General features: G+C 57.3%; 26 protein-coding genes and 3 tRNA genes. 14 read left to right on the forward strand and 15 right to left on the reverse strand.

Going from position 1 to position 22,992, the window contains the following annotated elements:
- Positions 1–3: 3 nt before the first annotated feature.
- The 4 genes from AC2TDA_RS12960 to mraZ are packed head-to-tail and all read right to left on the reverse strand — an operon-like array spanning position 4 to position 3,653.
- Positions 4–1,791: a peptidoglycan D,D-transpeptidase FtsI family protein gene (locus tag AC2TDA_RS12960; protein WP_480848345.1), complete on the reverse strand. Its 1,788-nt coding sequence runs from the start codon at positions 1,789–1,791 to the stop codon at positions 4–6.
- On the reverse strand, positions 1,788–2,156 hold the full coding sequence (ftsL, locus tag AC2TDA_RS12965) for a cell division protein FtsL (RefSeq protein WP_480848347.1): 369 nt from the start codon (positions 2,154–2,156) through the stop codon (positions 1,788–1,790). Before ftsL ends, AC2TDA_RS12960 begins: the two co-directional genes overlap by 4 nt.
- Positions 2,153–3,145, reverse strand: coding sequence for a 16S rRNA (cytosine(1402)-N(4))-methyltransferase RsmH (gene rsmH, locus AC2TDA_RS12970; RefSeq protein WP_480878075.1), 993 nt, complete (start codon positions 3,143–3,145; stop codon positions 2,153–2,155). The genes ftsL and rsmH overlap by 4 nt, the downstream gene beginning before the upstream one ends.
- A 4-nt stretch (positions 3,146–3,149) precedes the next feature.
- Positions 3,150–3,653, reverse strand: a complete 504-nt coding sequence (gene mraZ / locus AC2TDA_RS12975; protein ID WP_480848348.1) for a division/cell wall cluster transcriptional repressor MraZ — start codon at positions 3,651–3,653, stop codon at positions 3,150–3,152.
- Between the two features lie 912 nt (positions 3,654–4,565).
- Between mraZ and AC2TDA_RS12980 the strand changes: the two genes are divergently transcribed.
- Both AC2TDA_RS12980 and AC2TDA_RS12985 read left to right on the forward strand, forming a co-directional pair.
- Positions 4,566–4,790 (forward strand): DUF1127 domain-containing protein, encoded by a 225-nt coding sequence (locus AC2TDA_RS12980; protein ID WP_480848350.1) that lies wholly within the window; start codon positions 4,566–4,568, stop codon positions 4,788–4,790.
- A 371-nt stretch (positions 4,791–5,161) separates the two neighbouring features.
- Positions 5,162–5,452, forward strand: a complete 291-nt coding sequence (locus tag AC2TDA_RS12985) for a DUF1330 domain-containing protein (protein WP_480848351.1) — start codon at positions 5,162–5,164, stop codon at positions 5,450–5,452.
- Between the two features lie 4 nt (positions 5,453–5,456).
- Here AC2TDA_RS12985 and AC2TDA_RS12990 read toward each other — a convergent pair whose 3' ends face one another.
- Positions 5,457–7,853, reverse strand: coding sequence for an ATP-dependent helicase (locus AC2TDA_RS12990; protein ID WP_480876563.1), 2,397 nt, complete (start codon positions 7,851–7,853; stop codon positions 5,457–5,459).
- A gap of 588 nt (positions 7,854–8,441) precedes the next feature.
- Here AC2TDA_RS12990 and AC2TDA_RS12995 point away from each other — a divergent pair.
- Together AC2TDA_RS12995 and AC2TDA_RS13000 are read left to right on the forward strand one after the other, a co-directional pair.
- Complete coding sequence (locus AC2TDA_RS12995) at positions 8,442–11,879, forward strand: pyruvate carboxylase (RefSeq protein ID WP_480876565.1); 3,438 nt, start codon at positions 8,442–8,444, stop codon at positions 11,877–11,879.
- Positions 11,880–11,957: 78 nt separating this feature from the next.
- Positions 11,958–12,341: an MAPEG family protein gene (locus AC2TDA_RS13000; protein WP_480848355.1), complete on the forward strand. Its 384-nt coding sequence runs from the start codon at positions 11,958–11,960 to the stop codon at positions 12,339–12,341.
- Between the two features lie 27 nt (positions 12,342–12,368).
- On the opposite strand, the gene AC2TDA_RS13005 is transcribed toward AC2TDA_RS13000, so the two are convergent.
- Positions 12,369–12,521 (reverse strand): hypothetical protein, encoded by a 153-nt coding sequence (locus AC2TDA_RS13005; RefSeq protein ID WP_480848357.1) that lies wholly within the window; start codon positions 12,519–12,521, stop codon positions 12,369–12,371.
- A 150-nt stretch (positions 12,522–12,671) separates the two neighbouring features.
- On the opposite strand from AC2TDA_RS13005, the gene AC2TDA_RS13010 reads away from it, so the two are divergent.
- From AC2TDA_RS13010 to AC2TDA_RS13020, 3 genes are all read left to right on the forward strand, one after another.
- A tRNA-Gly gene (locus AC2TDA_RS13010) sits at positions 12,672–12,746 on the forward strand.
- Between the two features lie 34 nt (positions 12,747–12,780).
- Positions 12,781–12,855, forward strand: a tRNA-Gly gene (locus AC2TDA_RS13015).
- An 81-nt stretch (positions 12,856–12,936) separates the two neighbouring features.
- Entirely contained in the window at positions 12,937–13,797 is an 861-nt protein-coding gene (locus AC2TDA_RS13020) for a GNAT family N-acetyltransferase (protein ID WP_480876567.1), read from the forward strand.
- Here AC2TDA_RS13020 and AC2TDA_RS13025 read toward each other — a convergent pair.
- Positions 13,794–14,033 carry an Lrp/AsnC ligand binding domain-containing protein gene (locus AC2TDA_RS13025; protein WP_480848360.1) on the reverse strand — a complete coding sequence of 80 codons (240 nt, stop codon included), beginning with the start codon at positions 14,031–14,033 and terminating at the stop codon, positions 13,794–13,796. The genes AC2TDA_RS13020 and AC2TDA_RS13025 overlap by 4 nt on opposite strands.
- Positions 14,034–14,186: 153 nt before the next feature.
- On the opposite strand from AC2TDA_RS13025, the gene hisB reads away from it, so the two are divergent.
- A complete protein-coding gene (hisB, locus tag AC2TDA_RS13030) occupies positions 14,187–14,774 on the forward strand; it encodes an imidazoleglycerol-phosphate dehydratase HisB (RefSeq protein WP_480848361.1) in 588 nt (195 codons plus the stop codon).
- Positions 14,775–15,413 carry an imidazole glycerol phosphate synthase subunit HisH gene (gene hisH, locus AC2TDA_RS13035; RefSeq protein WP_480876569.1) on the forward strand — a complete coding sequence of 213 codons (639 nt, stop codon included), beginning with the start codon at positions 14,775–14,777 and terminating at the stop codon, positions 15,411–15,413.
- Between the two features lie 4 nt (positions 15,414–15,417).
- On the opposite strand, the gene AC2TDA_RS13040 is transcribed toward hisH, so the two are convergent.
- The gene (locus tag AC2TDA_RS13040; RefSeq protein ID WP_480876571.1) at positions 15,418–15,819 is read right to left on the reverse strand and encodes a DUF2147 domain-containing protein; all 402 of its coding nucleotides are present in this window, start codon (positions 15,817–15,819) and stop codon (positions 15,418–15,420) included.
- 134 nt (positions 15,820–15,953) lie between these two features.
- Between AC2TDA_RS13040 and hisA the strand changes: the two genes are divergently transcribed.
- Entirely contained in the window at positions 15,954–16,673 is a 720-nt protein-coding gene (hisA, locus tag AC2TDA_RS13045; RefSeq protein ID WP_480876574.1) for a 1-(5-phosphoribosyl)-5-[(5-phosphoribosylamino)methylideneamino]imidazole-4-carboxamide isomerase, read from the forward strand.
- Between the two features lies 1 nt (position 16,674).
- On the opposite strand, the gene AC2TDA_RS13050 is transcribed toward hisA, so the two are convergent.
- Positions 16,675–17,121, reverse strand: a complete 447-nt coding sequence (locus tag AC2TDA_RS13050; protein ID WP_480876577.1) for a DUF302 domain-containing protein — start codon at positions 17,119–17,121, stop codon at positions 16,675–16,677.
- A gap of 117 nt (positions 17,122–17,238) precedes the next feature.
- Here AC2TDA_RS13050 and hisF point away from each other — a divergent pair, with 117 nt between their 5' ends.
- From hisF to AC2TDA_RS13065, 3 genes are all read left to right on the forward strand, one after another.
- On the forward strand, positions 17,239–18,000 hold the full coding sequence (hisF, locus tag AC2TDA_RS13055) for an imidazole glycerol phosphate synthase subunit HisF (protein WP_480876580.1): 762 nt from the start codon (positions 17,239–17,241) through the stop codon (positions 17,998–18,000).
- Positions 17,997–18,314 (forward strand): phosphoribosyl-ATP diphosphatase, encoded by a 318-nt coding sequence (locus tag AC2TDA_RS13060; protein WP_480848372.1) that lies wholly within the window; start codon positions 17,997–17,999, stop codon positions 18,312–18,314. The genes hisF and AC2TDA_RS13060 overlap by 4 nt, the downstream gene beginning before the upstream one ends.
- Before the next feature lie 79 nt (positions 18,315–18,393).
- Entirely contained in the window at positions 18,394–18,969 is a 576-nt protein-coding gene (locus AC2TDA_RS13065; RefSeq protein ID WP_480876583.1) for a hypothetical protein, read from the forward strand.
- A 4-nt stretch (positions 18,970–18,973) separates the two neighbouring features.
- Here the strand turns inward: AC2TDA_RS13065 and AC2TDA_RS13070 are convergent, their stop codons facing one another.
- The 4 genes from AC2TDA_RS13070 to rlmB form a co-directional block, all read right to left on the reverse strand.
- Positions 18,974–19,444 (reverse strand): CoA-binding protein, encoded by a 471-nt coding sequence (locus AC2TDA_RS13070; protein ID WP_480848376.1) that lies wholly within the window; start codon positions 19,442–19,444, stop codon positions 18,974–18,976.
- A gap of 200 nt (positions 19,445–19,644) precedes the next feature.
- Positions 19,645–20,022 (reverse strand): YHS domain-containing (seleno)protein, encoded by a 378-nt coding sequence (locus AC2TDA_RS13075; protein WP_480876586.1) that lies wholly within the window; start codon positions 20,020–20,022, stop codon positions 19,645–19,647.
- 178 nt (positions 20,023–20,200) lie between these two features.
- Entirely contained in the window at positions 20,201–20,467 is a 267-nt protein-coding gene (locus AC2TDA_RS13080; protein ID WP_480848720.1) for a hypothetical protein, read from the reverse strand.
- A 12-nt stretch (positions 20,468–20,479) separates the two neighbouring features.
- Positions 20,480–21,253 (reverse strand): 23S rRNA (guanosine(2251)-2'-O)-methyltransferase RlmB, encoded by a 774-nt coding sequence (rlmB, locus tag AC2TDA_RS13085; protein WP_480848379.1) that lies wholly within the window; start codon positions 21,251–21,253, stop codon positions 20,480–20,482.
- 116 nt (positions 21,254–21,369) lie between these two features.
- Here rlmB and AC2TDA_RS13090 point away from each other — a divergent pair.
- Positions 21,370–21,453, forward strand: a tRNA-Tyr gene (locus AC2TDA_RS13090).
- 178 nt (positions 21,454–21,631) lie between these two features.
- On the opposite strand, the gene AC2TDA_RS13095 is transcribed toward AC2TDA_RS13090, so the two are convergent.
- Positions 21,632–22,153 (reverse strand): DUF2478 domain-containing protein, encoded by a 522-nt coding sequence (locus tag AC2TDA_RS13095; protein WP_480876589.1) that lies wholly within the window; start codon positions 22,151–22,153, stop codon positions 21,632–21,634.
- 73 nt (positions 22,154–22,226) lie between these two features.
- Entirely contained in the window at positions 22,227–22,892 is a 666-nt protein-coding gene (locus tag AC2TDA_RS13100) for an NnrU family protein (RefSeq protein ID WP_480876592.1), read from the reverse strand.
- Positions 22,893–22,992 lie beyond the last annotated feature (100 nt).

A 22,992-nucleotide genomic window follows, 5' to 3' on the forward strand; every position in this document is an offset into this window, starting at 1 on the left:
TGCCTAATTCGAAGTCAGCGTTATAGCAGCGCCCGCTTCAGGCTCAAGCCGGGGGCGCAGACCCAGCAATGGGGCGATCCGGCCGATCAATTCCGCGGCTACCGGCACCGCTGTCCAACCGGCTGTACGACGCTTTTCGCCATATGCGACGATCGAAGGCTCATCCAGCGTGACGATCAGCACGTACTGCGGGTTATCCGCGGGAAACAACGTGGCAAAAGTGGCGATGACCTTGTCATCATAATACCCACCCCGTGGTTTAGGCTTGTCCGCCGTTCCGGTCTTGCCCGCCACTGAATACCCGGGCACGTCGCCAAAACTGGCCGTGCCATCGGTTACCACCTTGCGCAGCATTTTCTGCGCCTGTCGCGCAGCGCCCTGTGACATGACCCGGGGGCCGTATTGCGGACCATTCTTGCGCAGGATCGTGGGGCTGACATAGTGCCCCCCATTGGCAATCGCAGCGTATCCTGCCGCCAAATGCATCGGGCTGGTAGAAAGGCCGTGGCCGTATGAGATGGTCACAGTACTCAGCTCACCCCACTTTCGGGGCTTAAGAGGAACACCGCCCTTGGCCTCAACAATTTCGAACGGCGTCGGTTCGAACATGCCCAGTGCCTGCAGAAAATCCTGCTGGCGCTGCGCTCCGATCTGCAAGGCCAGCCGACCTGTGCCCCTGTTCGAACTGTGCACGATTACGTCCGCAACGCTGATCTCGCCATAATTCTTGCCATTGAATTCGCCGATCGGGAACCGACCGATCTTCATCGGTCCAGAGGTGTCGATGATCGTCTCGGAATTCACCAAGCCCAGCTGTATTGCCTGTGCGGCAGTGAAGATTTTGAAAACCGAACCCAGCTCGTAAACACCTTGCACGTAGCGGTTGAACAAGGGGCTGTCCGACGGGTCAAAGCCTGAGGTCGGCGGGCGCGGCCGGTCGTTGGGATCGAACGATGGCAGCGAGGCCGCCGAGATCACCTCGCCTGTATGCGCGTTCATCAGTACAGCCGAAGCGCCCTTGGCGTTCATGATTTTCATGCCACCGTAGAGAACTTGCTCGACCGCTGCCTGAACGGTCAGATCCAGTGACAACTGCAACGGTTTGTTGCCGTTCGCCGGGTCGCGCAGATAATTGTCGAATTGTTTTTCGACACCGGCGACACCAATCACTTCGGCGGCACTGACGCCTTCGCGACCAAAGCCGGAACCACCAAGGACATGGGCGGCCAGCCTGCCGTTTGGATACAGGCGCATTTCGCGCGGGCCGAACAGGATGCCAGGATCGCCGATGTCATGCACCGCCTGTTTCTGCTCAGGCGAAATGCGTTTCTTGATCCAAAGAAACTTTCGTTTGCCTGTGAAGTCCTTGACCAACTGATCCTTGTCCAGATCCGGGAAAATGGCCACCAGCTGCTCGGCTGCGGCAGCAGGATCGATCATCAAAGGCGGTTGAGCATAAACGGAATAAGTATCCAGATTGGTCGCCAGAATACGCCCTTCGCGGTCCACGATATTGGCGCGCTGCATAGCGATGGATGCGCCCGGTGCGCTGGCAAGTGGTTCGTGTGCCTCCGAAGTCGCCAGCACTCCCATGCGAAACCCAACTACGGAAAAGGCGCAGAAGAAAAACAGGCCCAGTACCAGCAGACGGCCCTCGGCCCTGGCACGGGCGCGGTCCTTCATGTCTTCGTGACGCTGGCGGATATTCTCACGCTCGATTACTTTGGGGTTCTCGCCGCGTGCGCGGGCTTCGAGAATACGGGCAAGGGGGCGCAGAGGTTTGCGGGTCATGGAACCTGCACCTCGATCAGGGCCTGAACCTCGGTGATTGCCTGCAGTTCAATGGGATCGACAGAGGGCAGATCGGGGTCTTCGCCATAAGCGATTAGGTCCGCGCGCCCGAATTGTTCGGAGCGCAAAGGCAAAAGCCCTAGACGCTCAAAATTCAGATCAGCCAGTTCGCGCAGGCGGTCGGGGCGGTTCAGATAAGCCCATTCGGCATTCAGTACTGCCAACCGAGCCTGTGCGACGCCAATCTGGCGCTGCAACGACTGAGTCTCTTTCAGTACTTGTTGGGTCCGATAGTTCTCTTGATAGGCCCACAACGCCAGGCCGAACACGGACAGAGCAGTCAACACATAAAGTACACTCTTCATCTTGCCCTTCCCCCAAGCTGAGGCATCCCAATTGCGCGGGCGTCAATTTCCCCTGCCGGTGCCTCGGTCCGGATTGCCACACGTAGCTTGGACGATCGTGAGCGAGGATTCTCTTGCAGTTCCTGCTCATCTGGCCCAACGGCCTTGCGGGTTTTGAGGGTGAATTGAGGTAGCTCCTGCTCCAATTCCGGCGCGTATCGGTTTGCTCGACCGGTCTTCCCCGCACGGGACTGGAAGAACCGTTTTACCATCCGGTCCTCGATGGAATGGAAGGTGACAACGGCCAACTGTCCTCCGGGTTTCAACGCACGCTCGGCAGCCATAAGCCCCTGAAACAGCTCTTCATATTCCGCGTTCACGGCAATACGCAGCCCTTGGAAGCTGCGCGTCGCAGGATGGGACTGGCCCGGCTTGGGTCGGGGCAGGCAGGATTCAATGATCCCCACCAAACGCAGAGTCGTAGTGATCGGCTCCTCGGCACGTGCCTTCACGATAGCCTTGGCAATGCGGCGACTGGCTCTTTCTTCGCCGTAGTGAAACAGAATATCAGCCAGTTGCGCCTCGGTAGCGGAGTTGACCAGATCGGCGGCACTTTCGCCCTCCTGACTCATCCGCATGTCCAACGGGCCGTCCTTCATGAAAGAAAAACCGCGTTCGGCCTGATCCAGCTGCATCGAGGAAACACCAAGGTCCAATACGACGCCGTCCAAGCCGTCCGCGTATTCATCCATACGCGAGAAAACACCAGGCTGCATCAGCAGGCGGTCGCCATATTCCGCGGCCCAAGGGGCAGCCATTTCAAACGCCAAAGGATCCCGGTCAACCCCGATAACTTTGTCAGCCCCTGCCTCGAGCAATCCGCGTGTATATCCACCCGCACCAAAGGTGCCATCAAGCCACACACCAGAAACCGGTGCGACTGCCGCCAATAGCGGGCGCAGTAAAACGGGGATGTGAGGTTTGTCCGAAGGGGTCTCAGCGCCGGCCATGCCGTCACGCATCCCCGGTTCCGTCGAGGAACTGCATCGGATCGAAATCGTCCGGCAGATCGTCCAGCCATTCTTCGGCTGCAGCCAATTCTTCGGCCTCGTAGGTCTCGGGTTTCCAAATCTGAAAGGTATCACCAGCAGCTATGAAGAAGGCCTCGCCCTCAAGATCAACCTTGGTGCGCAGCTTGGCTGGCAGAACCAATCGCCCGGTTTCATCGACATTGGTCGGAAAGGACTGACCGTGGAACATGCGCTGAAGCATCTTACGCTGCATCGAACCGCGTGGAAGGGCATCAATCTTGGCATCAACCTCGTCGATCGCCTGCATCGTATAGCATTCAAGGTATTTGCGGCGGTGGTCGCCATAGACAATCACAAGTTCCGGGTTGTCGCCTGGCTGCCAGTTGGGGTCGGACGCTTCAAGCACACGGCGAAACGAGGCCGGGATCGACACCCTGCCCTTCGCATCCACCTTGTGTTGGCTTTCGCCTCTAAACCTGCGCGCCAAGACGACTGTCCCTTTCGCTTGCGCCCCACCAAAAACTGTTCCCCCGGATGTAAAACGGCGGGTTGATCTGCTGCCACTGATCAACCCGCCGCATTGACCCGCTTTGCGGGATGTCCAGCTGCGCGCGCCACCTGGGGGGATGTCTGCTCGCCCGCGCGCCGGATCTCTTGATTGATGAAAGCGAGATGCCTGTATGAAACCTGATTAGTATTTTTGGTTCGGGGTCGTTTGGTGCCCCATGTGCCTCGTCCTCATCGGATGTACAAGGGATGCCATGGGAATTCATGGAAATCAATAGTCATTTTAGGGAATTTACCCTATAGCACTGATTCCAATCTTGCGGGCATGAGGGATAAAGGGGCTCTTTATACCACAAATTGGTCATGTGTTGACTTTGAATACTATATATATGAAGCCAGCAAGGAATCGGGTTCCTCCCATAATTTCCCACATTTTTTCGAGTTTTCCCTCTCAACTGCCGTTGATGGCCTGATCTCGCGCACAACAGCAGTCGAATCACTTATCAAGTTCTTGAATCATTCGACTTGTCGCCTCAATACAGATGACTGCCCATGAATTCCCATAAAGCGCATGAAACGCGCCGGGCACGGCTCTTGACCCAACCCTAGGGTTTTCGCTCCGCCTGGTTTTCAGCCACAACCGCCTAAACAGATTGCACGCCACAGCGCTTCCAACCCGCACTCGGGACATTACAGAATGACAAGACTAGTCCAAGTTCCTTGTTTTCAAAGGAGCTCAAACTGCCTGTCGGCAACATGATGATATCTATGCATTTGCTGCATAGCAGCATTGACGACGTCCGGTATTGTGCAATCGCAGCAATTACCTATTTTCAGTCTCAAGCAAACGCCGGACACACCGGCACCAAACACGATATACCGGATTAAGACGATGGCAGTAGCAAGCAACCTTACCGCCCTGAAAGGCGCCCAAACAAACGGTCTGACCGCACTGATCGAAGCTGCGAAGAACCGCTTCGTCGGCTACCGCGTTTACCGCAAGACTGTGAACGAGCTTTCGGCGCTGTCAAATCGCGAACTGGCCGATCTGGGCCTGCACCGCTCGATGATCCGCCGCGTAGCCATGCAGGCAACCGAAGATCATATCGCGCGCTAAGCGCGAAACGAACACCGAGATCAGGCCCAGCTCCTCCCTTTGGGTCTGTATTTCAGCGGCAACGTCTCTCCTCCTCCCTGACGTTGCCGCAGTAAATACCGGCTCTGAGCGCCGGACGCAGACACATCGGGTACTCCTCCTCCCTTTCCCGATGTTGAAAGCGCGCGGCGACGTCCTCCTCCTCCCTGACGTCGCCGCGTCTTCCTCATACCGGGCTGAAACCCGGGTTCGAATACATCGGGGCTCTCCTCCTCCCTGCCCGGATGTAGAAAAGAACGGCGGTTCCCTCTCCTCCTCCCTGGGAACCGCCGTTTTTCGTTTTCCCGATAAGATGTAGAATGAGGCGCAGCACGGATCTAACGGAGCTTCCAATGGCCGCCTATTTCATCGCACAGATTTCCATTCACGACCCCGAAGGGTACCAGCGATACCTTGAAGGGTTCATGCCGATATTTGACCGCCACGGCGGCCGCCTGCTGACAGTGTCATCCAAACCGGTGGAATTGATCGAGGGAACATGGCCCGAAGACGGTATTGTCCTGATGGAGTTTCCAAACCTGGCCGCCGCCCAGGCATGGAAAGACGATCCAGATTACATCGAACTGGCTAAGTTCAGGCACAATACTGCGACAACGAACATGGTACTGGTCGAAGGTCTGTAACCACCTAGAAGGGCACGTCGTCCTTGGCCGACAAGAAGCGTGACACGACTTTCTTGGTGCCCGCCTTGTCAAAGTCGACCTCGACCTTGTCGCCTTCGATGCCGATCACCGCCCCATACCCGAACTTCTGGTGAAAAACGCGCTCGCCCAAAGTAAAGCTCGCCACCGCGGTCGCGTCGATCACAGTGTTGCGGCTTTCACGCGGTTGAGACATTCCGTACTGCCCCTGCCGCGCCTGCATCCGTTTCCAACCGGGTGAATTGTAGACATTTGCTTCGGCCGCACGGGTTTCGATGCTGGCCATTGTCTGCCCTCCACCATAAAGACCCGGCGGTGTCAGCACTTCGACGTGATCCTCGGGCAGTTCATCAATGAACCGGGATGGCATGGAGTTCTGCCATTGCCCAAACACCCGCCGGTTGGCGGCAAACGAAATCGTGCACACCTCTTCGGCACGGGTGATTCCGACATAGGCCAGCCGGCGTTCCTCTTCGAGACCCTTGATTCCGGATTCGTCCATGGATCGCTGGGACGGGAACAGCCCGTCTTCCCACCCCGGCAGAAACACAGCGGGAAATTCCAGCCCTTTTGCTGCGTGCAGGGTCATGATCGAAACCTTGGCGCCGTCCGATTCCTGCTCGTTGTCCATGACCAGGCTGACATGCTCAAGGAACCCTTGCAGATTCTCGAAATTGTCCAGCTGGTTCACCAGTTCCTTAAGGTTTTCCAGCCGTCCGGGTGCCTCGGGTGTCTTTTCGTTCTGCCAATGCGCAGTATAGCCGGATTCATCCAACACGATCTGCGCCAGTTCAATATGAGTGTGTTCGGGTTCACCAAACCGCATCGGCGCCGTGCCGTCATCAATCACCGAATCGTCGTCAATCTCGATCCGCGGACCACGAGTCATCGCATTCCACCGCGCCAAACCATCGATCAACTGCCGCAGCGCAGTGCCGCCCTTCCCTTTGATCAGCCCATTATCCACTGCGATCCGTGCGCCATCGACCAGCGACACACCGTTTTCCCGCGCAGTCCTTTGGATCGTTTGCTGTGCCTTGTCGCCGAGGCCGCGTTTCGGCGTATTCACAATCCGCTCGAACGCCAGATCATCTTCGGGGCTGACGACCAGCCGGAAATAGGCCATGGCATCGCGGATTTCCATCCGCTCGTAGAACCGAGGCCCACCAATCACCTTGTAAGGCAATCCGATGGTCAGAAACCGATCTTCGAATGCACGCATCTGATGGCTGGCACGCACGAGGATGGCAATTTCATCAAGGTTTACTGGTCGTACCCCCCGTGTACCTCCCTGCATGGCGTCAATCTCTTCCCCGATCCAGCGCGCTTCTTCCTCGCCATCCCAATGGCCGATCAGGCGCACCTTTTCACCGTCCTGCGCATCAGTCCAAAGCTCTTTGCCCAGACGGCTTTCGTTGCCGCGAATGACATTCGACGCCGCAGCCAGAATATGAGGGGTCGAGCGATAATTCTGCTCGAGCCGCACCACATAAGCGCCGGGGAAGTCCTTTTCGAACCTCAGGATGTTACCCACCTCGGCCCCGCGCCAGCCATAGATCGACTGGTCATCGTCGCCCACGCAGCAGATGTTCTTATGCGCGCCAGCCAGCAAACGCAGCCAGAGGTATTGGGCAACGTTGGTGTCCTGATATTCGTCTACAAGGATATAGCGGAACCAACGCTGGTATTGCTCCAGAATATCCGAGTGGGTCTGGAAGATCGTGACCATATGCAGCAACAGGTCACCGAAATCCACGGCGTTCAACTCGCGCAGGCGGGTTTGGTATTGGGCGTAGAGCTCGATTCCCTTGTTGTTATAGGCTCCCGCGTCAGCAGCCGGCACTTTGCCGGGAGTCAGCGCACGGTTTTTCCAGTCGTCGATTATGCCTGCCAGCATTCGCGCGGGCCAGCGTTTGTCGTCAATATTTGCCGCCTGTACCAATTGCTTGAGCAGCCGCAACTGGTCATCCGTATCAAGAATGGTGAAGTTGGATTTCAACTCCACCAGTTCCGCGTGGCGACGCAACAACTTGACGCAGATCGAGTGGAAGGTGCCAAGCCAAGGCATGCCTTCTGCCGGCTGCCCCAATAACCGGCCGACCCGATCCTTCATCTCGCGCGCAGCTTTGTTGGTGAAAGTCACAGACAGAATTTCGTTGGGACGCGCCCGTCCGGTCGACAGCAGATGTGCAATCCGTGCAGTCAGCGCCTTAGTCTTTCCTGTCCCTGCCCCCGCCAACATCAGGACCGGACCGTCCAGACGCTCAACCGCTTCACGCTGCGCAGTGTTCAATTCATCCAGATATGGTGCAGGGCGTGCGGCCATTGCCCGTGCGGACAGCGATGCGCCCTCAAAGGCGTCTGTTTCGTCAAAACTGCTCATGCGCCCAAACTACGCCGGATATGCGCCGAGGGAAAGGGTTTGTTCACGGCTTGTTCACTGAAAAGCGCACCGCGCAAAAAGGTCAATTGTTACAATCTTCCCATGCACTGAGATGACCGCGTTATCCCGCCGTCATACCCTGTTCGTGATGCTGGGCTTTCGGATGTGGGAGTATCTGGAGAGACGTCGCGTGCCAGCATCCACAGCGTAGCGAATGGCCCCCTCCTTAGACAGGCCCAAATGGCATTCTGGCACCATTCTTACCGGAGGCTCTGGGAACGAAGATTGAGCTCGTGGAGGTCCACGAAAAGCGCGAATCACATCCGAAACCTTCGCGATAGCGCTGCCCTATCCAGTTCTGAAATAACCGCGGAGGCACTTAAATGCGCCGATTTCGTGCCTCAAAACAAAAAAACTGAACCCGATTCACTCAAATGATTGATGCTGCACTGCCGCATCGTTAGAAGGTCTACGCGAACAAGTGGCGTTTGCGAGCGTTAACATGCCGGTTCTACCCAGAAGAACTGATACCCCTGCGCATAATCTCGCTTTATCAACACGGCCACACCAAAAAGACCGGGACCCGAAATGACCGACTTCAAGAAAATCCTGATCGCCAACCGCGGCGAGATTGCCATTCGCGTAATGCGCGCAGCCAATGAAATGGGCAAGCGCACCGTTGCCGTCTTTGCCGAAGAGGACAAGCTGGGCCTGCATCGCTTCAAAGCGGATGAAGCTTATCGCATTGGTGAAGGGATGGGGCCAGTGGCCGCATATCTGTCGATTGATGAGATCATTCGCGTTGCGAAGGAGTGTGGCGCAGATGCGATTCACCCCGGCTATGGCCTGCTGTCGGAAAACCCGGACTTTGTCGATGCCTGTGTCAAGAATGGCATCACCTTTATTGGTCCCAAGGCTGAAACCATGCGAGCCTTGGGCGACAAGGCCAGCGCGCGGCGCGTGGCTATCCAGGCCGACGTGCCGGTGATCCCGGCGACCGAGGTTCTGGGCGATGACATGGATGCGATCCGCAAAGAAGCTGCTGAGATCGGCTATCCGTTGATGCTCAAGGCTTCGTGGGGCGGTGGCGGTCGCGGCATGCGCCCGATCGCGTCCGAAGATGAGCTGGAAGAAAAAGTGCTCGAAGGCCGACGCGAGGCTGAAGCGGCCTTTGGCAATGGCGAAGGCTATCTGGAAAAGATGATCATCCGCGCCCGCCACGTCGAGGTTCAGATTCTGGGCGACAAGCATGGTGAGATTTACCACCTGTACGAACGCGACTGCTCGGTCCAGCGCCGGAACCAGAAAGTGGTCGAACGCGCCCCTGCCCCGTATCTGACCGAAGAACAGCGCGCCGAGATTTGTGAACTGGGTCGCAAGATCTGCGCCCATGTAAATTACGAATGTGCGGGCACTGTCGAATTCCTGATGGATATGGAGACGGGTAAATTCTACTTCATCGAGGTGAACCCCCGAGTGCAGGTGGAACACACCGTTACCGAGGAAGTCACCGGTATCGACATCGTTCAGGCCCAGATTCTGATTGCTGAAGGCAAGACGTTGTCTGAGGCCACCGGTAAAACCAGCCAGGATGAAATTCGTCTGAACGGCCACGCGCTGCAAACGCGTGTCACGACTGAAGACCCGCTCAACAACTTCATACCCGATTATGGCCGCATCACTGCCTATCGTTCCGCGACCGGGATGGGGATTCGACTGGATGGCGGCACGGCATATGCAGGTGGCGTAATCACCCGCTATTACGACTCGCTGTTGACCAAAGTCACCGCATGGGCGCCGACGCCCGAAAAGGCGATCGCACGGATGGATCGCGCGCTGCGTGAGTTCCGTGTGCGCGGCGTCAGCACCAATATTGCATTTGTCGAGAATCTGCTGAAACACCCGACTTTCCTGTCGAATGAGTACACGACGAAGTTCATCGACGAGACGCCGGACCTGTTCCAGTTCAAAAAGCGTCGCGACCGCGGCACCAAGGTGCTGACCTACATCGCGGATATCTCTGTCAACGGACACCCCGAGACAAAAGATCGCCCGATGCCGCGTTCTGACCTGAAAGAGGCCAAGGCACCGGCGTCGAAGGCTGAGCCGCAGATGGGCACACGCAATCTGCTTGAACAAAAGGGGCCACAAGCGGTCGCTGACTGGATGAAAGCACAGCGGCAGCTTTTGATCACCGACACCACCATGCGGGACGGTCACCAGTCGCTGCTGGCGACGCGGATGCGCTCGATCGACATGATCAAGGTAGCGCCAACCTATGCAGCCAACCTGCCGCAGCTATTCTCGGTTGAATGCTGGGGCGGAGCGACTTTCGACGTGGCCTATCGCTTCTTGCAGGAATGCCCATGGCAGCGCCTGCGCGACCTGCGCGAGGCGATGCCGAATCTGATGACCCAGATGCTGCTGCGCGGCGCTAACGGAGTTGGCTATACCAACTATCCCGACAACGTCGTGCAGGAGTTCGTGCGTCAGGCCGCGACCGGTATTGACGTGTTCCGCGTGTTCGATTCCCTCAACTGGGTCGAAAACATGCGCGTCGCCATGGATGCGGTGATCGAGAACAACAAGATCTGCGAGGGCACCGTCTGCTATACCGGCGATATTCTGGACCCGGACCGCGCCAAATATGACCTGAAATACTATGTCGGCATGGCGAAAGAGCTGCGCGACGCAGGGGCCCATGTTCTTGGTCTCAAGGACATGGCGGGTCTGCTAAAACCGGCCTCGGCCAAGATCCTGATCCGGGCGCTGAAAGAAGAAGTTGGACTGCCAATCCACTTCCACACACACGATACCGCAGGTATCGCCAGTGCAACTATCCTTGCCGCCTCTGAGGCCGGTGTAGACGCAGTCGATTGTGCCATGGACAGCTTCTCGGGCAACACATCCCAGGCCACGCTGGGCACTGTGGTCGAGGCGCTGCGCCATACAGATCGCGACACCGGGCTGGACATCAAAGCCATTCGCGAGATCAGCGATTATTTCGAAGCTGTTCGCGGCCAGTATGCGGCCTTCGAATCCAGCCTGCAGGCTCCGGCATCCGAAGTTTACCTGCACGAAATGCCGGGCGGCCAGTTTACCAACCTCAAGGCGCAGGCGCGTTCGCTGGGGCTGGAAGAGCGCTGGCACGAGGTGGCTCAAATGTATGCCGACGTGAACCAGATGTTCGGCGATATCGTGAAGGTGACACCGTCATCGAAGGTTGTGGGCGACATGGCTCTGATGATGGTCAGCCAGGGCCTGACCCGTGAAGAGGTTGAAGATCCGAATACGGATGTGGCCTTCCCGGATTCTGTTATCGATATGATGCGCGGCAATCTGGGTCAGCCTCCGGGCGGTTTCCCTGACGCAATCATCGAAAAGGCACTGAAGGGCGAGGCTCCGAATACCGAGCGCCCCGGCAAGCATGTCGAAGCGGTCGATCTTGAGGCCACCCGTGCTGACCTGTCCAAGCAATTGGAAGGCAAGGAAATCGATGATGAGGACCTGAACGGGTATCTGATGTATCCCAAGGTTTTCCTGGACTACATGGGCCGCCACCGGACCTATGGCCCGGTTCGCACCTTACCCACGCGCACCTTCTTCTACGGCATGGAGCCGGGCGAAGAGATCACGGCTGAAATCGACCCCGGCAAGATCCTGGAAATCCGGTGTCAGGCCGTTAGCGAGACAGATGAAAAAGGCGAAGTCAAAGTGTTCTTTGAACTCAACGGCCAGCCGCGCGTGATCCGGGTACCGAACCGTCTTGTCAAAGCTACAACCGCACAGCGCCCCAAAGCCGAAGTCGGCAATGCCAACCATATTGGAGCGCCCATGCCCGGCGTCGTCGCGACAGTCGCCGTCACAACCGGACAAGAGGTCAAGGAAGGCGATATGCTGCTGACCATCGAAGCGATGAAGATGGAAACCGGCATTCACGCCGAGCGCGACGCGGTCGTCAAAGCCGTACACGTCCAGCCGGGTGGCCAGATCGACGCAAAAGATTTGCTCGTCGAACTGGAATAAACCGCAGATCGGGTTAGACTATTCGGGCCGCGCAGGTAACTGCGCGGTCCTTTTGTGTTGCCCTTTGAAAGGTCTCTTATGTTAACCATCACACCAATCTACGCGGCCCTGATCGCATTTCTCTATGTCGCGCTGAGCGTCAATGTCATCCTGCACCGCCGGAGCGGCAAGATCTCGGTGGGCGATCACGGTGACAAGAGAATGATCAAGGCGATGCGCACCCAGGCCAATTGCGCTGAATATGCCCCATTTGCCCTGCTGTTGATTGCGTTGGTCGAGCTACAGGGCGCTGGCAGCCTGTTGCTGAACCTGCTGGGTCTGATGCTGTTGGCGGGACGCCTGCTTCACGCTTTCGGGTTTGGGCGCACGCCTCAGATCGTGATTCTGCGACAAATCGGGATGCTCTTGACCTTTTCGGCAATTCTGCTCGCGGCTCTGGCAAACCTTGCACTGGCAATTTGACAGATCCCTGACAACTGCGGGCCCGCCCTACCCGTTCAATATTCGCGTTTCGACTTCGGGCGCAGTTCTCAGAACCGGGTCGACTTCGCCCACCTGATCCTTGCGGACTTCGCAAACAGCCATGGCCAGCAAAATCATAGCGGTCAGGACCGCCATTTTTATACTCTCGAACCGTGCCATGTATATCCCTCCACTATTATTGTTTTACAATTCTCTGGGTCTTGAACGCACGAGGTCGCAATTTCCGTCGCAAAAGATTTTTCGGTGTTTTTGCGTTTTTCCTCTTGCAGCTTTGCGCCAGAATTTATACTTCACGGCTCACTCAACGGCGCGGGCGTAGCTCAGGGGTAGAGCATAACCTTGCCAAGGTTAGGGTCGGGCGTTCGAATCGCCTCGCCCGCTCCATTGAGGGGTCTTCGGACCAACATATGTATCTGATGCGGGCGTAGCTCAGGGGTAGAGCATAACCTTGCCAAGGTTAGGGTCGGGCGTTCGAATCGCCTCGCCCGCTCCAGATACCGAACTCTCCGAACATGCTGGTTCTTCGTGGCGCATTGCGTCATTCTGGTTGCGCTGCGCAACACAGGGTTCACTCATGTCTGAATACGTTATCCGCCCTCTCACCGCTGACGAGTTGCAGCAGGCCGTGGATTGGGCCGCACACGAAGGGTGGAATCCGGGCCATCATGATGCCACGTGTTTCCATAGTACGGATACTGACGGGTTTCTGGGCGGGTTTTTGGATGGTGAGATGATCGCCTCAATCTCGGTGGTACATTACGACGATGGGTTTGCTTTCCTTGGATTCTACATCGTTCACCCCGAGTTTCGCGGCGCTGGACATGGGCTGAAGCTTTGGCAGCGTGCATTGTCCAATTGCACCGCGCGCAACGTCGGGCTGGATGGGGTCGTCGATCAGCAGCACAATTATAGCAAATCGGGTTTTGCCTTTGCGTACAACAATTACCGTTTCACGGGAAGCGTAGCGGAAATTCGGCAGGCATTGGCGCCGTCGGCCGGCACCGACCCTCTGACCGCTGTTTCAAATGAGTTGAGGGCGTATGACCGTCAGCTCTTCCCAACCCCGCGTGACACTTTCCTGGAGGGCTGGATCAGGGCGCCCAGCCATATTTCCCGTGTGTATTCCGAGGACGGAAAGATCAAAGGATATGCCACACTGCGCCCGTGCAGGACTGGCTACAAGGTTGGACCGCTGTTCGCTGATCGCCCAGACATTGCCGAAACCTTGCTGTCCAGCTTGCTGGAAACGTTGCCAGAAGATCAAAGCGCGCAAGATGTCTTTATCGACATGCCCCAGCCCAATCAGGCCGCCTTTGATTTGGCCGCAAAGCTTGGGTTGGAGAAGTTTTTCGAAACGGCCCGGATGTATTCCAGCCATCAACCGGACATCGACTTGAGCCGCATCTTTGGCGTCACCACCTTCGAACTGGGCTAGAACGCCTTAAACGTCATCGTCGTCAGTGATCGTTCGATATTCGGAATCACCAACAGGTTTTCATTGATGTAATGCCCCACATCCTCGGTTTCGGGGATATAGAGTTTCAACAGCAGATCATACTCGCCGCTGGTCGAATAGAGCTCTGAGTGGATTTCCCTCAGCGCGATGTCTTCGGCAACCTTATAAGTGGTGCCCGGCTTGCAACGAATTTGAATGAAAACGCAGGTGGACATGGTGTGGCCCTGTTAGTTGAGTTGCCGGCAGGCTGGCATGACGGGCGGGTAGGTGCAATCCCCTGCAACAGATTGAAGCGATTGCAACGCTTGGTCTGGATCAATCCGCCCCACCCCGTCTATAAGCGCGCCTGTAGCAAAAGGAATTCGCCCATGCGCACCGCTTCGATCAGCCGCAAGACAGCCGAGACGGATATCTCGGTCGAGGTCAATCTTGACGGGACCGGTATTTATGACAATCAGACCGGCGTCGGATTCTTCGATCACATGCTAGACCAGCTGGCGCGCCATTCGCTGATCGACATGACGATCCGAGCCAAAGGCGACTATCACATCGACGATCACCATACGGTCGAAGACACCGGTATCGCGCTGGGTCAGGCGCTGACGCAGGCGTTGGGCGACAAGAAGGGCATCCGCCGCTATGGCGAGTGCCATCTGCCCATGGATGACGCGCAGGTGCGCTGTGCTTTGGACCTGTCGGGACGTCCGTACCTGATCTGGAACGTGGACCTGCCGACCCCCAAGATCGGCGCGTTCGACACCGAATTGGTGCGCGAGTTCTTTCAGGCGCTCAGCACCCATGGAGGCATCACCCTGCACGTCGACCAGCTGCACGGCTTTAACAGTCACCACATCGCCGAAGCCGCCTTTAAAGCGGTCGCCCGCGCGCTGCGCCTGGCAGTTGAGACCGACCCGCGCAAGGCAGATGCGATTCCGTCGACCAAGGGCGCCTTGTAAATGCTCACTGCCATTATCGACTACGAAAGCGGCAACCTGCACTCCGCAGAAAAGGCGTTCCAGCGTATGGCACGTGAGATGGATGCGGGTGAGGTCGTCGTAACCTCGGACGCAGATGTCGTTGCGCGGGCTGACCGGCTGGTATTGCCGGGAGACGGCGCATTTCCTGCCTGTGCGACCGAGCTGCGTGGGCACAAAGGCATTTATGACGCGATGGTTGAGGCCGTCGAACAGAAAGGGCGCCCCTTTCTGGGCATCTGCGTCGGTATGCAACTCATGGCCTCCAAGGGCCATGAATACACCGAAACCGATGGTCTGGATTGGATTGCAGGCGATGTTGTGCGGATCGAACCGTCAGACCGCGCTCTGAAAGTGCCTCATATGGGCTGGAACAATCTGGTCCTTGAAAGCGCACACCCGGTATTTGACGGGGTCAAATCCGGGGACCACGTCTATTTTGTGCACTCATACCACTTCTTGGTCAACGACCCGGCAGAACGTCTGGCATTTGTCGACTATGGGCAAGAGGTCACGGCCATGATCGGCCGCGACACAATGATAGGGATGCAGTTCCATCCTGAGAAAAGTCAGGATGTGGGCCTACGCATGATCGGGAATTTCCTGACCTGGGCTCCGTAACGGGCTATTGAACGCGCATCCAGGTTTGCCCGCGGCAAACCAGACCGCCAGCAACACAGCCCTTCACTGTCAGAGTATTCTGCCCGTCCAGCGTCATTTTCGAGCTATAGGTCTTGTCCCGGTCCGGCGCCCAGATCTTGCCGTCATCATACTTGCCATCCCCCTCGGGAATCATGTCCCAGATGATTTGCTTGCCGAGGTTCTCGTATTCCAGCTGCTCATTGCCGTCTTTATCAAACGCGGTATCGATGGTGCCGCAAATGGCACTGCCGCACGAGCCTATTGTGACATGCAGGTACCCCCCGGTATCACCCGGTTGCGTTTTCCAGAGACCATCAACCGGATCGGCTGCGAACGCACTGGTCGCCAAGGCAGCGAAAGAAGCCGCGATTGTAAATGTCTTCATAATATACTCCCTGTTTTTCAGCCAGTCTGACCCCCTGACAGCCATCGGGCAAGACTGACTTTGCGTCGCGTTGCATCCCCTACCCTGCTTATGCGATATCCCGCGCGTGTAACTGAAATATAGGGCCGCGCAAAATGATCCTCTACCCCGCCATCGACCTCAAAGACGGCCAGGCCGTGCGCCTGCTTCGCGGTGAAATGGACAAGGCAACCGTCTTCAACGAAGACCCTGCCGCGCAGGCGCGCGCCTTCGTCGATGCAGGGTGCGAATGGCTGCACCTTGTCGACCTGAACGGTGCCTTCGCGGGCGAACCGATCAACGCCGCCCCCGTCGAAGCGATTCTCAACGCTTGCAACGTGCCCGCCCAGCTGGGCGGAGGAATCCGTGACATGGCTACAATCGAAACCTGGATCGAAAAGGGGTTGGCACGAGTCATCCTAGGTACCGTGGCGGTTGAGAACCCGGATTTGGTCCGCGAAGCAGCCCGCGCGTTTCCCGGAAAAGTTGCCGTGGGCATTGATGCCCGCAACGGGTTGGTCGCCACCAAAGGCTGGGCCGAAGAAACCGATGTGCAAGTCACCGATCTTGCACGTAGTTTTGAGGACGCTGGCGTGGCCGCAATCATCTACACAGACATCAACCGCGACGGCGCAATGCAGGGTCCGAATGTCGAAGCAACGGCGGCTCTGGCCCGCGCGGTATCGATCCCGGTCATCGCCTCGGGCGGCGTCAGCTCCCTGAACGACCTGATCGCATTGCGCGATTGCGGTGTCGATCTGAACGGCGCGATCTCGGGCCGGGCTCTCTATGATGGCGCGATCGACCTTGCCGAGGCCATTCGCGCCCTGAACTGAATTATTGTGCGGCGACCGAGGTCAACTTAGCCAATGCGCCGCGCATTTTCTCGACAACCGGGGAGTTTTCCGCCGCGTCAAGCTCATCCATGGTTTCTTTCGGGTCTTCGTAGGCCAGCCAGACCTGACCGTTTTCATCCTCATAGGCCTGCACCTTGAGAGGCAGGTACAGACCCGCCCGCGGGTCGATCTGCATCGCAGGCGTGCCCAGAGCAGGATTGCCGAAGATCAGAACCTGATTGGCCGGGATTGTCATGCCAACCTTCTCGGCACCCGCCGCATGATCCACGCGGGCAAATACGGTCGCGCCAGCGTTACCGACGGCGGCCTCCAGGGCGTCCATCACCTCGGTCACCGATTTAGCGGTGTTAACCTTGATGATATCATCTGCCATAGCAGCGACAGCGCCTCCAAAAATGAATGTGGTTGCCAAAAAGAGTTTACGCATCTCATTGATCTCCTGATGAAATAAAGAGCATTTTTCACGGCTTTAAGAGGAGTGACAATCACAACTCTGGCATCGGCGGGGCTTTGCCGGTAGAGGTGCGGCAACAAAGGATGCGCCATGCTGAAAACCCGGATCATTCCCTGCCTTGATGTCGCCGACGGCCGCGTGGTCAAAGGTGTGAACTTTGTAGGCCTGCGCGACGCAGGTGATCCGGTTGAATCGGCAAAGGCCTATGACGCCGCCGGGGCGGACGAGATTTGTTTTCTGGACATTCACGCCACTCATGAAAACCGAGGCACTATGTTCGATGTGGTGCGGCGCACGGCTGAACAGTGTTTTGTTCCTCTGACCGTCGGTGGTGGCGTTCGTACAAAGGATGACGTTCGCGCCCTGTTATTGGCCGGCGCGGACAAAGTCAGCTTCAACTCTGCCGCTGTTGCGAACCCAGACGTTGTAGCCGAAGCAGCGGACCAATTCGGTGGCCAGTGCATCGTCTGTGCCATCGACGCAAAAACCGTCAACCCCGGAAAGTGGGAGATTTTCACTCACGGCGGACGCAAACCCACCGGCATCGACGCTGTGGAATTTGCCAAGACGGTTGTCGCCAAAGGTGCGGGCGAGATTCTGCTGACCTCGATGGACCGCGACGGGACCAAGGCGGGGTTCAACCTGCCGCTTACACGCGCAATCTCGGACGCGGTGAACGTGCCCGTGATCGCATCGGGCGGCGTGGGTAATCTGGACCATCTGGTCGAGGGCGTTACAGAAGGTGGGGCCAGCGCTGTACTGGCGGCCTCGATTTTTCATTTCGGCGAATACACGATCCGCGAGGCCAAGGAACACATGGCCTCCGCAGGTATCCCGGTGAGGTTGACATGAGCATTCTACACGAACTTGCGGCAACCATCGAAGCACGCAAAAACGCGGACCCGGAGTCAAGCTGGACAGCAAAACTGCTGGCTAAAGGGCCCGAGAAGTGCGCCGAGAAATTCGGTGAAGAAGCTGTCGAAGCCATAATCGAAGCCGTAAAGGGTGACGCTGACAAGCTGACTGCCGAGGCCGCTGATGTCCTCTACCATCTATTGGTCATGTTGGCCGCGCGGGACATACCTTTGGACGCGGTTCTGCAAGAGCTGGCCCAGCGTCAGGGTGTCAGCGGCATCGCGGAAAAGGCTGCCCGTTCAGACAACTGACCCAACGGGTTCCGCTGTCGTGTTTTCACGATTATAGTCAGGTCGATGCGCGCTGGCGCGGAACTCAAAGGGTGCGGGATTGATCAGACCTTTGGCATATGCGCTGGCACTGCTTGCTGTTGTGACGCTTAGCGCTTGCACAACACCGCCCCCAGCAAACGACGATGATGTTCAGCGGCTCGCGACCCAAATTCAAAGCCTCGGGCCGGATATCGACCCCAGAGAAGCAGACCGGGCCGCCCGCATCGCCTATTCCTACACAGCACAGCTGGCGCAGGAGTATCAGATCACCGATCCGCCTCTGATCCATAATGCCAAGGTAAACAAGGGTTTGCGTCCCCGTGGACTGTGCTGGCATTGGGCCGAAGACATCGAACGACGGTTGAATCAGGAAGGCTTTAAAACCCTGACGCTACACCGCGCAATAGCCAACGCGGACAACCCTTTCCGGATCGACCACAGCACTGCCATAGTCAGCCGTCGGGGCGAATCTATGTATGACGGGGTGATTCTGGACCCCTGGCGATACGGCGGAACCCTGTACTGGGCTCCGTTGTCCGAGGACACGCGCTATGAATGGGTCCCGCGCGACGTGGTGTTGGAAAAACGTCGCAAGGAACAGGTGGCACGCCTGCAGCCGCTTCCAAACAACTGATCCTTCAAAGTTTCGACGAAATCATCCCGGTTGCAAATCCGCCCATTCGCAACTCGCCAAACAGGCGTTGATATTCAATCTTGGGGCAACGGTTCATGATCACGTCAACGCCCTGCGCCTGCGCACTTGCCGCGGCTTCCTTATTCTCGACACCTATTTGCATCCAGACCGTCCGTAAGCCGGCGAAAGTACTCAAAGCTTGGTCAACAATCGGAGGCACAGATTCGGACCGGCGAAAAATATCCACCATATCGACAGGCTCGGTTATTTCAGAAAGGGACGCTCGTACCGTCTGCCCAAAAAGCTGCTTACCGGCATGCCCCGGGTTGACCGGAATCACCGAATACCCTTTGAGTGACAGGTATCTTGCAACATAGTAGCTAGGCCGCACCGGGTTCAGGGACACACCCACGACTGCGACAACCTTGGTACGTCGCAGAATGGATTTCAGGCAGTCGTCGGAATAATCATGCATGGCGGCACCCTAACCATCCCAACCAAAAGAAAAAAGCGCCCAGGAAAGCCTGGGCGCCAGTTGTTGGAACGAGGGACAGTGAAATGACCCGCGGCAGTTCCGTTCCGCGGTCACTGTGACATTTAAGCATGACTTCGGAGAAAAAAAGAGGGGGAACGCATTTTTGTGATGACAGATCACGAAAAGCGGAAAATTGCCGATCAAAGATAAAGAATACCCGGCCAGTTCTTGTCGGCCTCACGGATGTACTTACCCACGTTTCGCTGCCAAATCCGCTCGATTGCTGCAGAATGGGTCAAGTACAATTTTCCTTCGACTATCCTCCAGGCCTGCGGGTCCGAGCTGATAAGCTGCCCTTTCGCCATCGCAAATGCACAGTACCCACCGTACTGAGGGGCAAAGGCGCGAGGATTGCGCTCGAACCGATCCCGGTTTTCCTCAGATACGAAGCGCCAGACTGCACCCTTCCACATCAGGGATATGTCCGACTGCCCCGTAGCAGGCCCACTTGTTTTAAAGTAGGACACAACATCATAGCCGGAAATGGCTGCTCCACCGGCCGCATAGAACATAGGCATCGTCTGCGCCTGGGCCATAGGCGCCAAAGCGGAGCAGGTTAGAGCGGTGAGAAAACTACGTCGAGACAGCATGGGCGATTCATCGGTATCAAATTGAAGGTTTAAACATGCATGTTTCGTACACCAGTAGAAACCCCCTATGACGGTGATGTGAACGGACGTGCCACGAGTGTACCCCTCAGTCGAAAACGTCCTCGATTACATCCCAGGCTTCATCAAGAACCCGCGAGAACAGCCCCTTTTTCTTCTTCTTTTTCGGCTTTTCGTACTTTGAAGAACGCTTCGGCTTTCTGTCTGCCAGTTTGGCCTTGGGTACCATCTTTAGGTTATGCAGCGGCGCACCACAGCTTGCGCAACTCAGCTCGTGCTGCCGCTGGCCTTTCAAAACCAGCGCCGCCCGGGTGCCGCAATAGCAGCACGTTGCGATTTTATGCGGAGTGGAAATTGGAACCTCCTGCTATTTGCGACCCGATGCATATAGGGCGATTGCGGCAGCATTTGAGACATTCAGTGACCCAAATCCTCCAGCCGCGTCAATCTTGACCAGCTGATCCACTGTCTCTTTGGTCTTCTGTCTTAATCCGGGGCCTTCGGCCCCCAGCACCAGAGCCACTGGACGGTCACGTTTGTCGCCAAGGAAGGATTCGATCGTCTCCTCAGCCTCGCCGTCCAGGCCAAGGACCAGGAACCCCATCCCCTGAAGCTCGACAATCGCATCAGCCAGGTTGCGAACCCGCAGGTAAGGTTGTCGCTCCAGCGCACCACTTGCTGTTTTTGCCAATGCGCCCGTTTCCGGAGCGGAATGATGACGCGTTCCAATAACGGCGCTCGCCCCAAGAACTTCGGCTGAACGGAGAATCGCCCCCACGTTATGCGGGTCCGTGACTCGGTCCAGAAGCAGGACACGAGGATTCTCGCGCCCGATGCAGTTTTCTGCCAGGCCGCCCCACTCCAGCGGCTTCACTTCAAGGGCTGCACCCTGATGCACTGACCCAGGATCAATGGGGGCCGTGAATTTACGCGGATCCACCATTTCGGCCTCGATGCCTGCAAATTCAATAGCTTCCGCCAGTTTATCCCGCGCGTTCCGGGTTACGATCAGGCGCAGTTTTTGCCGATCCGGGTTCATCAGCGCATCGCGAACAGCGTGCAGTCCGAACAGCCAAACGGTTTCCGCGGCAGCAGCTTTTCGCGCCTGTTCCTTCTCGACGACCCACTTGGGTTTCTTCATTTCATGGGCCTCCGGGCCGGGGAATACGTTTCCTGCGCCAAAGCGGAATTTTCCTGTTGACGCTCCTTTGGTGCGCTAGTAATCACGCCTCCACGTCAGGTGCAACGCCTGACAGTGGGCGACAGGCCGCAAGGTGTGGCAGGGGACTGTAACTCCCTCGCGGAGACGCACGCCTGGTTCGATTCCAGGGTCGCCCACCACTTTCTTTTATCCTCGCATGACGGACCTAGTTTACTGCTGACGCATAAGGCACCGTGGCTATATTGCTTCGAACTCAGCGCACGCCATATGCCAACCTCGTATCGGTCAGCCAAAGCAACCAAAAAAAGGCGCACTGAACCAGCGCGCCTAACTTCCGTTCAGATTGAAATTAGGTCGTCAGGCCGCCGCTGTACGCCGCGCATCGATCTTTTCGAACCATGCCAGAATCGCATCTACATTCGGCTCTAACACTTCCGCAGCGCCGTCCGCGAAGTCCTGGAACTTGTCTTCGTTCAAGCTATTCACGCCGACCAGCACGGGGATGTCCAGCGACAGAGCTTCGCCAATCACCGGGCGGAAACCACGGCCGTCAGCTTCGTGCTTGCCGAACTTATTGATGATCAGAAGTTGTGGCGCATCACCGAGCGAAGCAGTCACATAGCCCACCGCTTGTTCCAATGCCGCAGGATCCAAACGGCAGCCGCGCGACATCGCACCCAGCGATTGAGAAATCCGAATTGTCTCACCATCGGGCAGGACACGCAGGTCCATATCGCATTTCGTATTATCGGCACATTCCGTGTTGGTCTGCACGACACCGGACAACCGGGCGTCCTTTGCCAGCAGGCGTTCAGCAACCATGCTCAACAGGCGGTCCGTGGCGCCGCGATCGGTGGTGGTGACATAGGCCAGGTTCATCGGGAAACCCCCAGAAAATAAAAGTGTTACGTTCCAGATAGCACGCAAGAGCGTCTTCGGCCACTCTGTGCCGCTATGGCAGAGCGGAGAGGCCGATCACAGGTGCGTGCAGGTGAAGAAGCGCTGCGTAAGCAGCAACAGCAATCAGCCAAACCCAAAGGCGTGGCCATGGACGGGGCGCGCGCAGAGACAGTCGCGCAGTATTGTGAGACAGGCGGGGCCAGTCAGGTCCCATGTCCCGGGCCTTGCGGCGGTCAATCAAAACCATACCGAGGCCTGCGAAGGCGGCAAACAGACCAAACAGGATCACATGCGCCAAGCTTCCATTTGCCAGTAGATGGGCGACAGCCCACAGCATCAAGGCCACAAGAATCGGATGACGGGTAGTACGCAGGATGCCCGGACGCTCAGGATCAAAAGGTGCACGCCCAAGCCCACCGAAGGAGAACGGGTTTTGTATGGACAGTCCAGCGACCGCCAGCCAGCAGACCACGGGCATGATCAGGACCGGCACCCAGCGCAGGGCCGCAAGGGGCGGGATGACCTCGACATAGGGTGCACTGGCGGCGGCAACGACCAGCCAGACCAGCACCAGCAGCGAGAGGCCTGAATACGCGGCGAAATAACCTGTCTTCCCCAGTGTACCGATCAGCCAGCCGCGAACAGCCGGGCGAGCCGGGATCATGTGGCTGAGAAGAAAGGTGGCAAGAGCTGCAAAGAATATTGCCCAACCGGTCATGGCCGTCTCCGAAGGTGTTGCACTTGGATTAGACCCCGAAGGGCAACCGGTCTTTGTCCGAAGTCAAGTGGAGGAAAGGGGCAGCCTTGCCGCCCCTGCC

This window comes from Ruegeria sp. HKCCD6426, assembly GCF_057221115.1.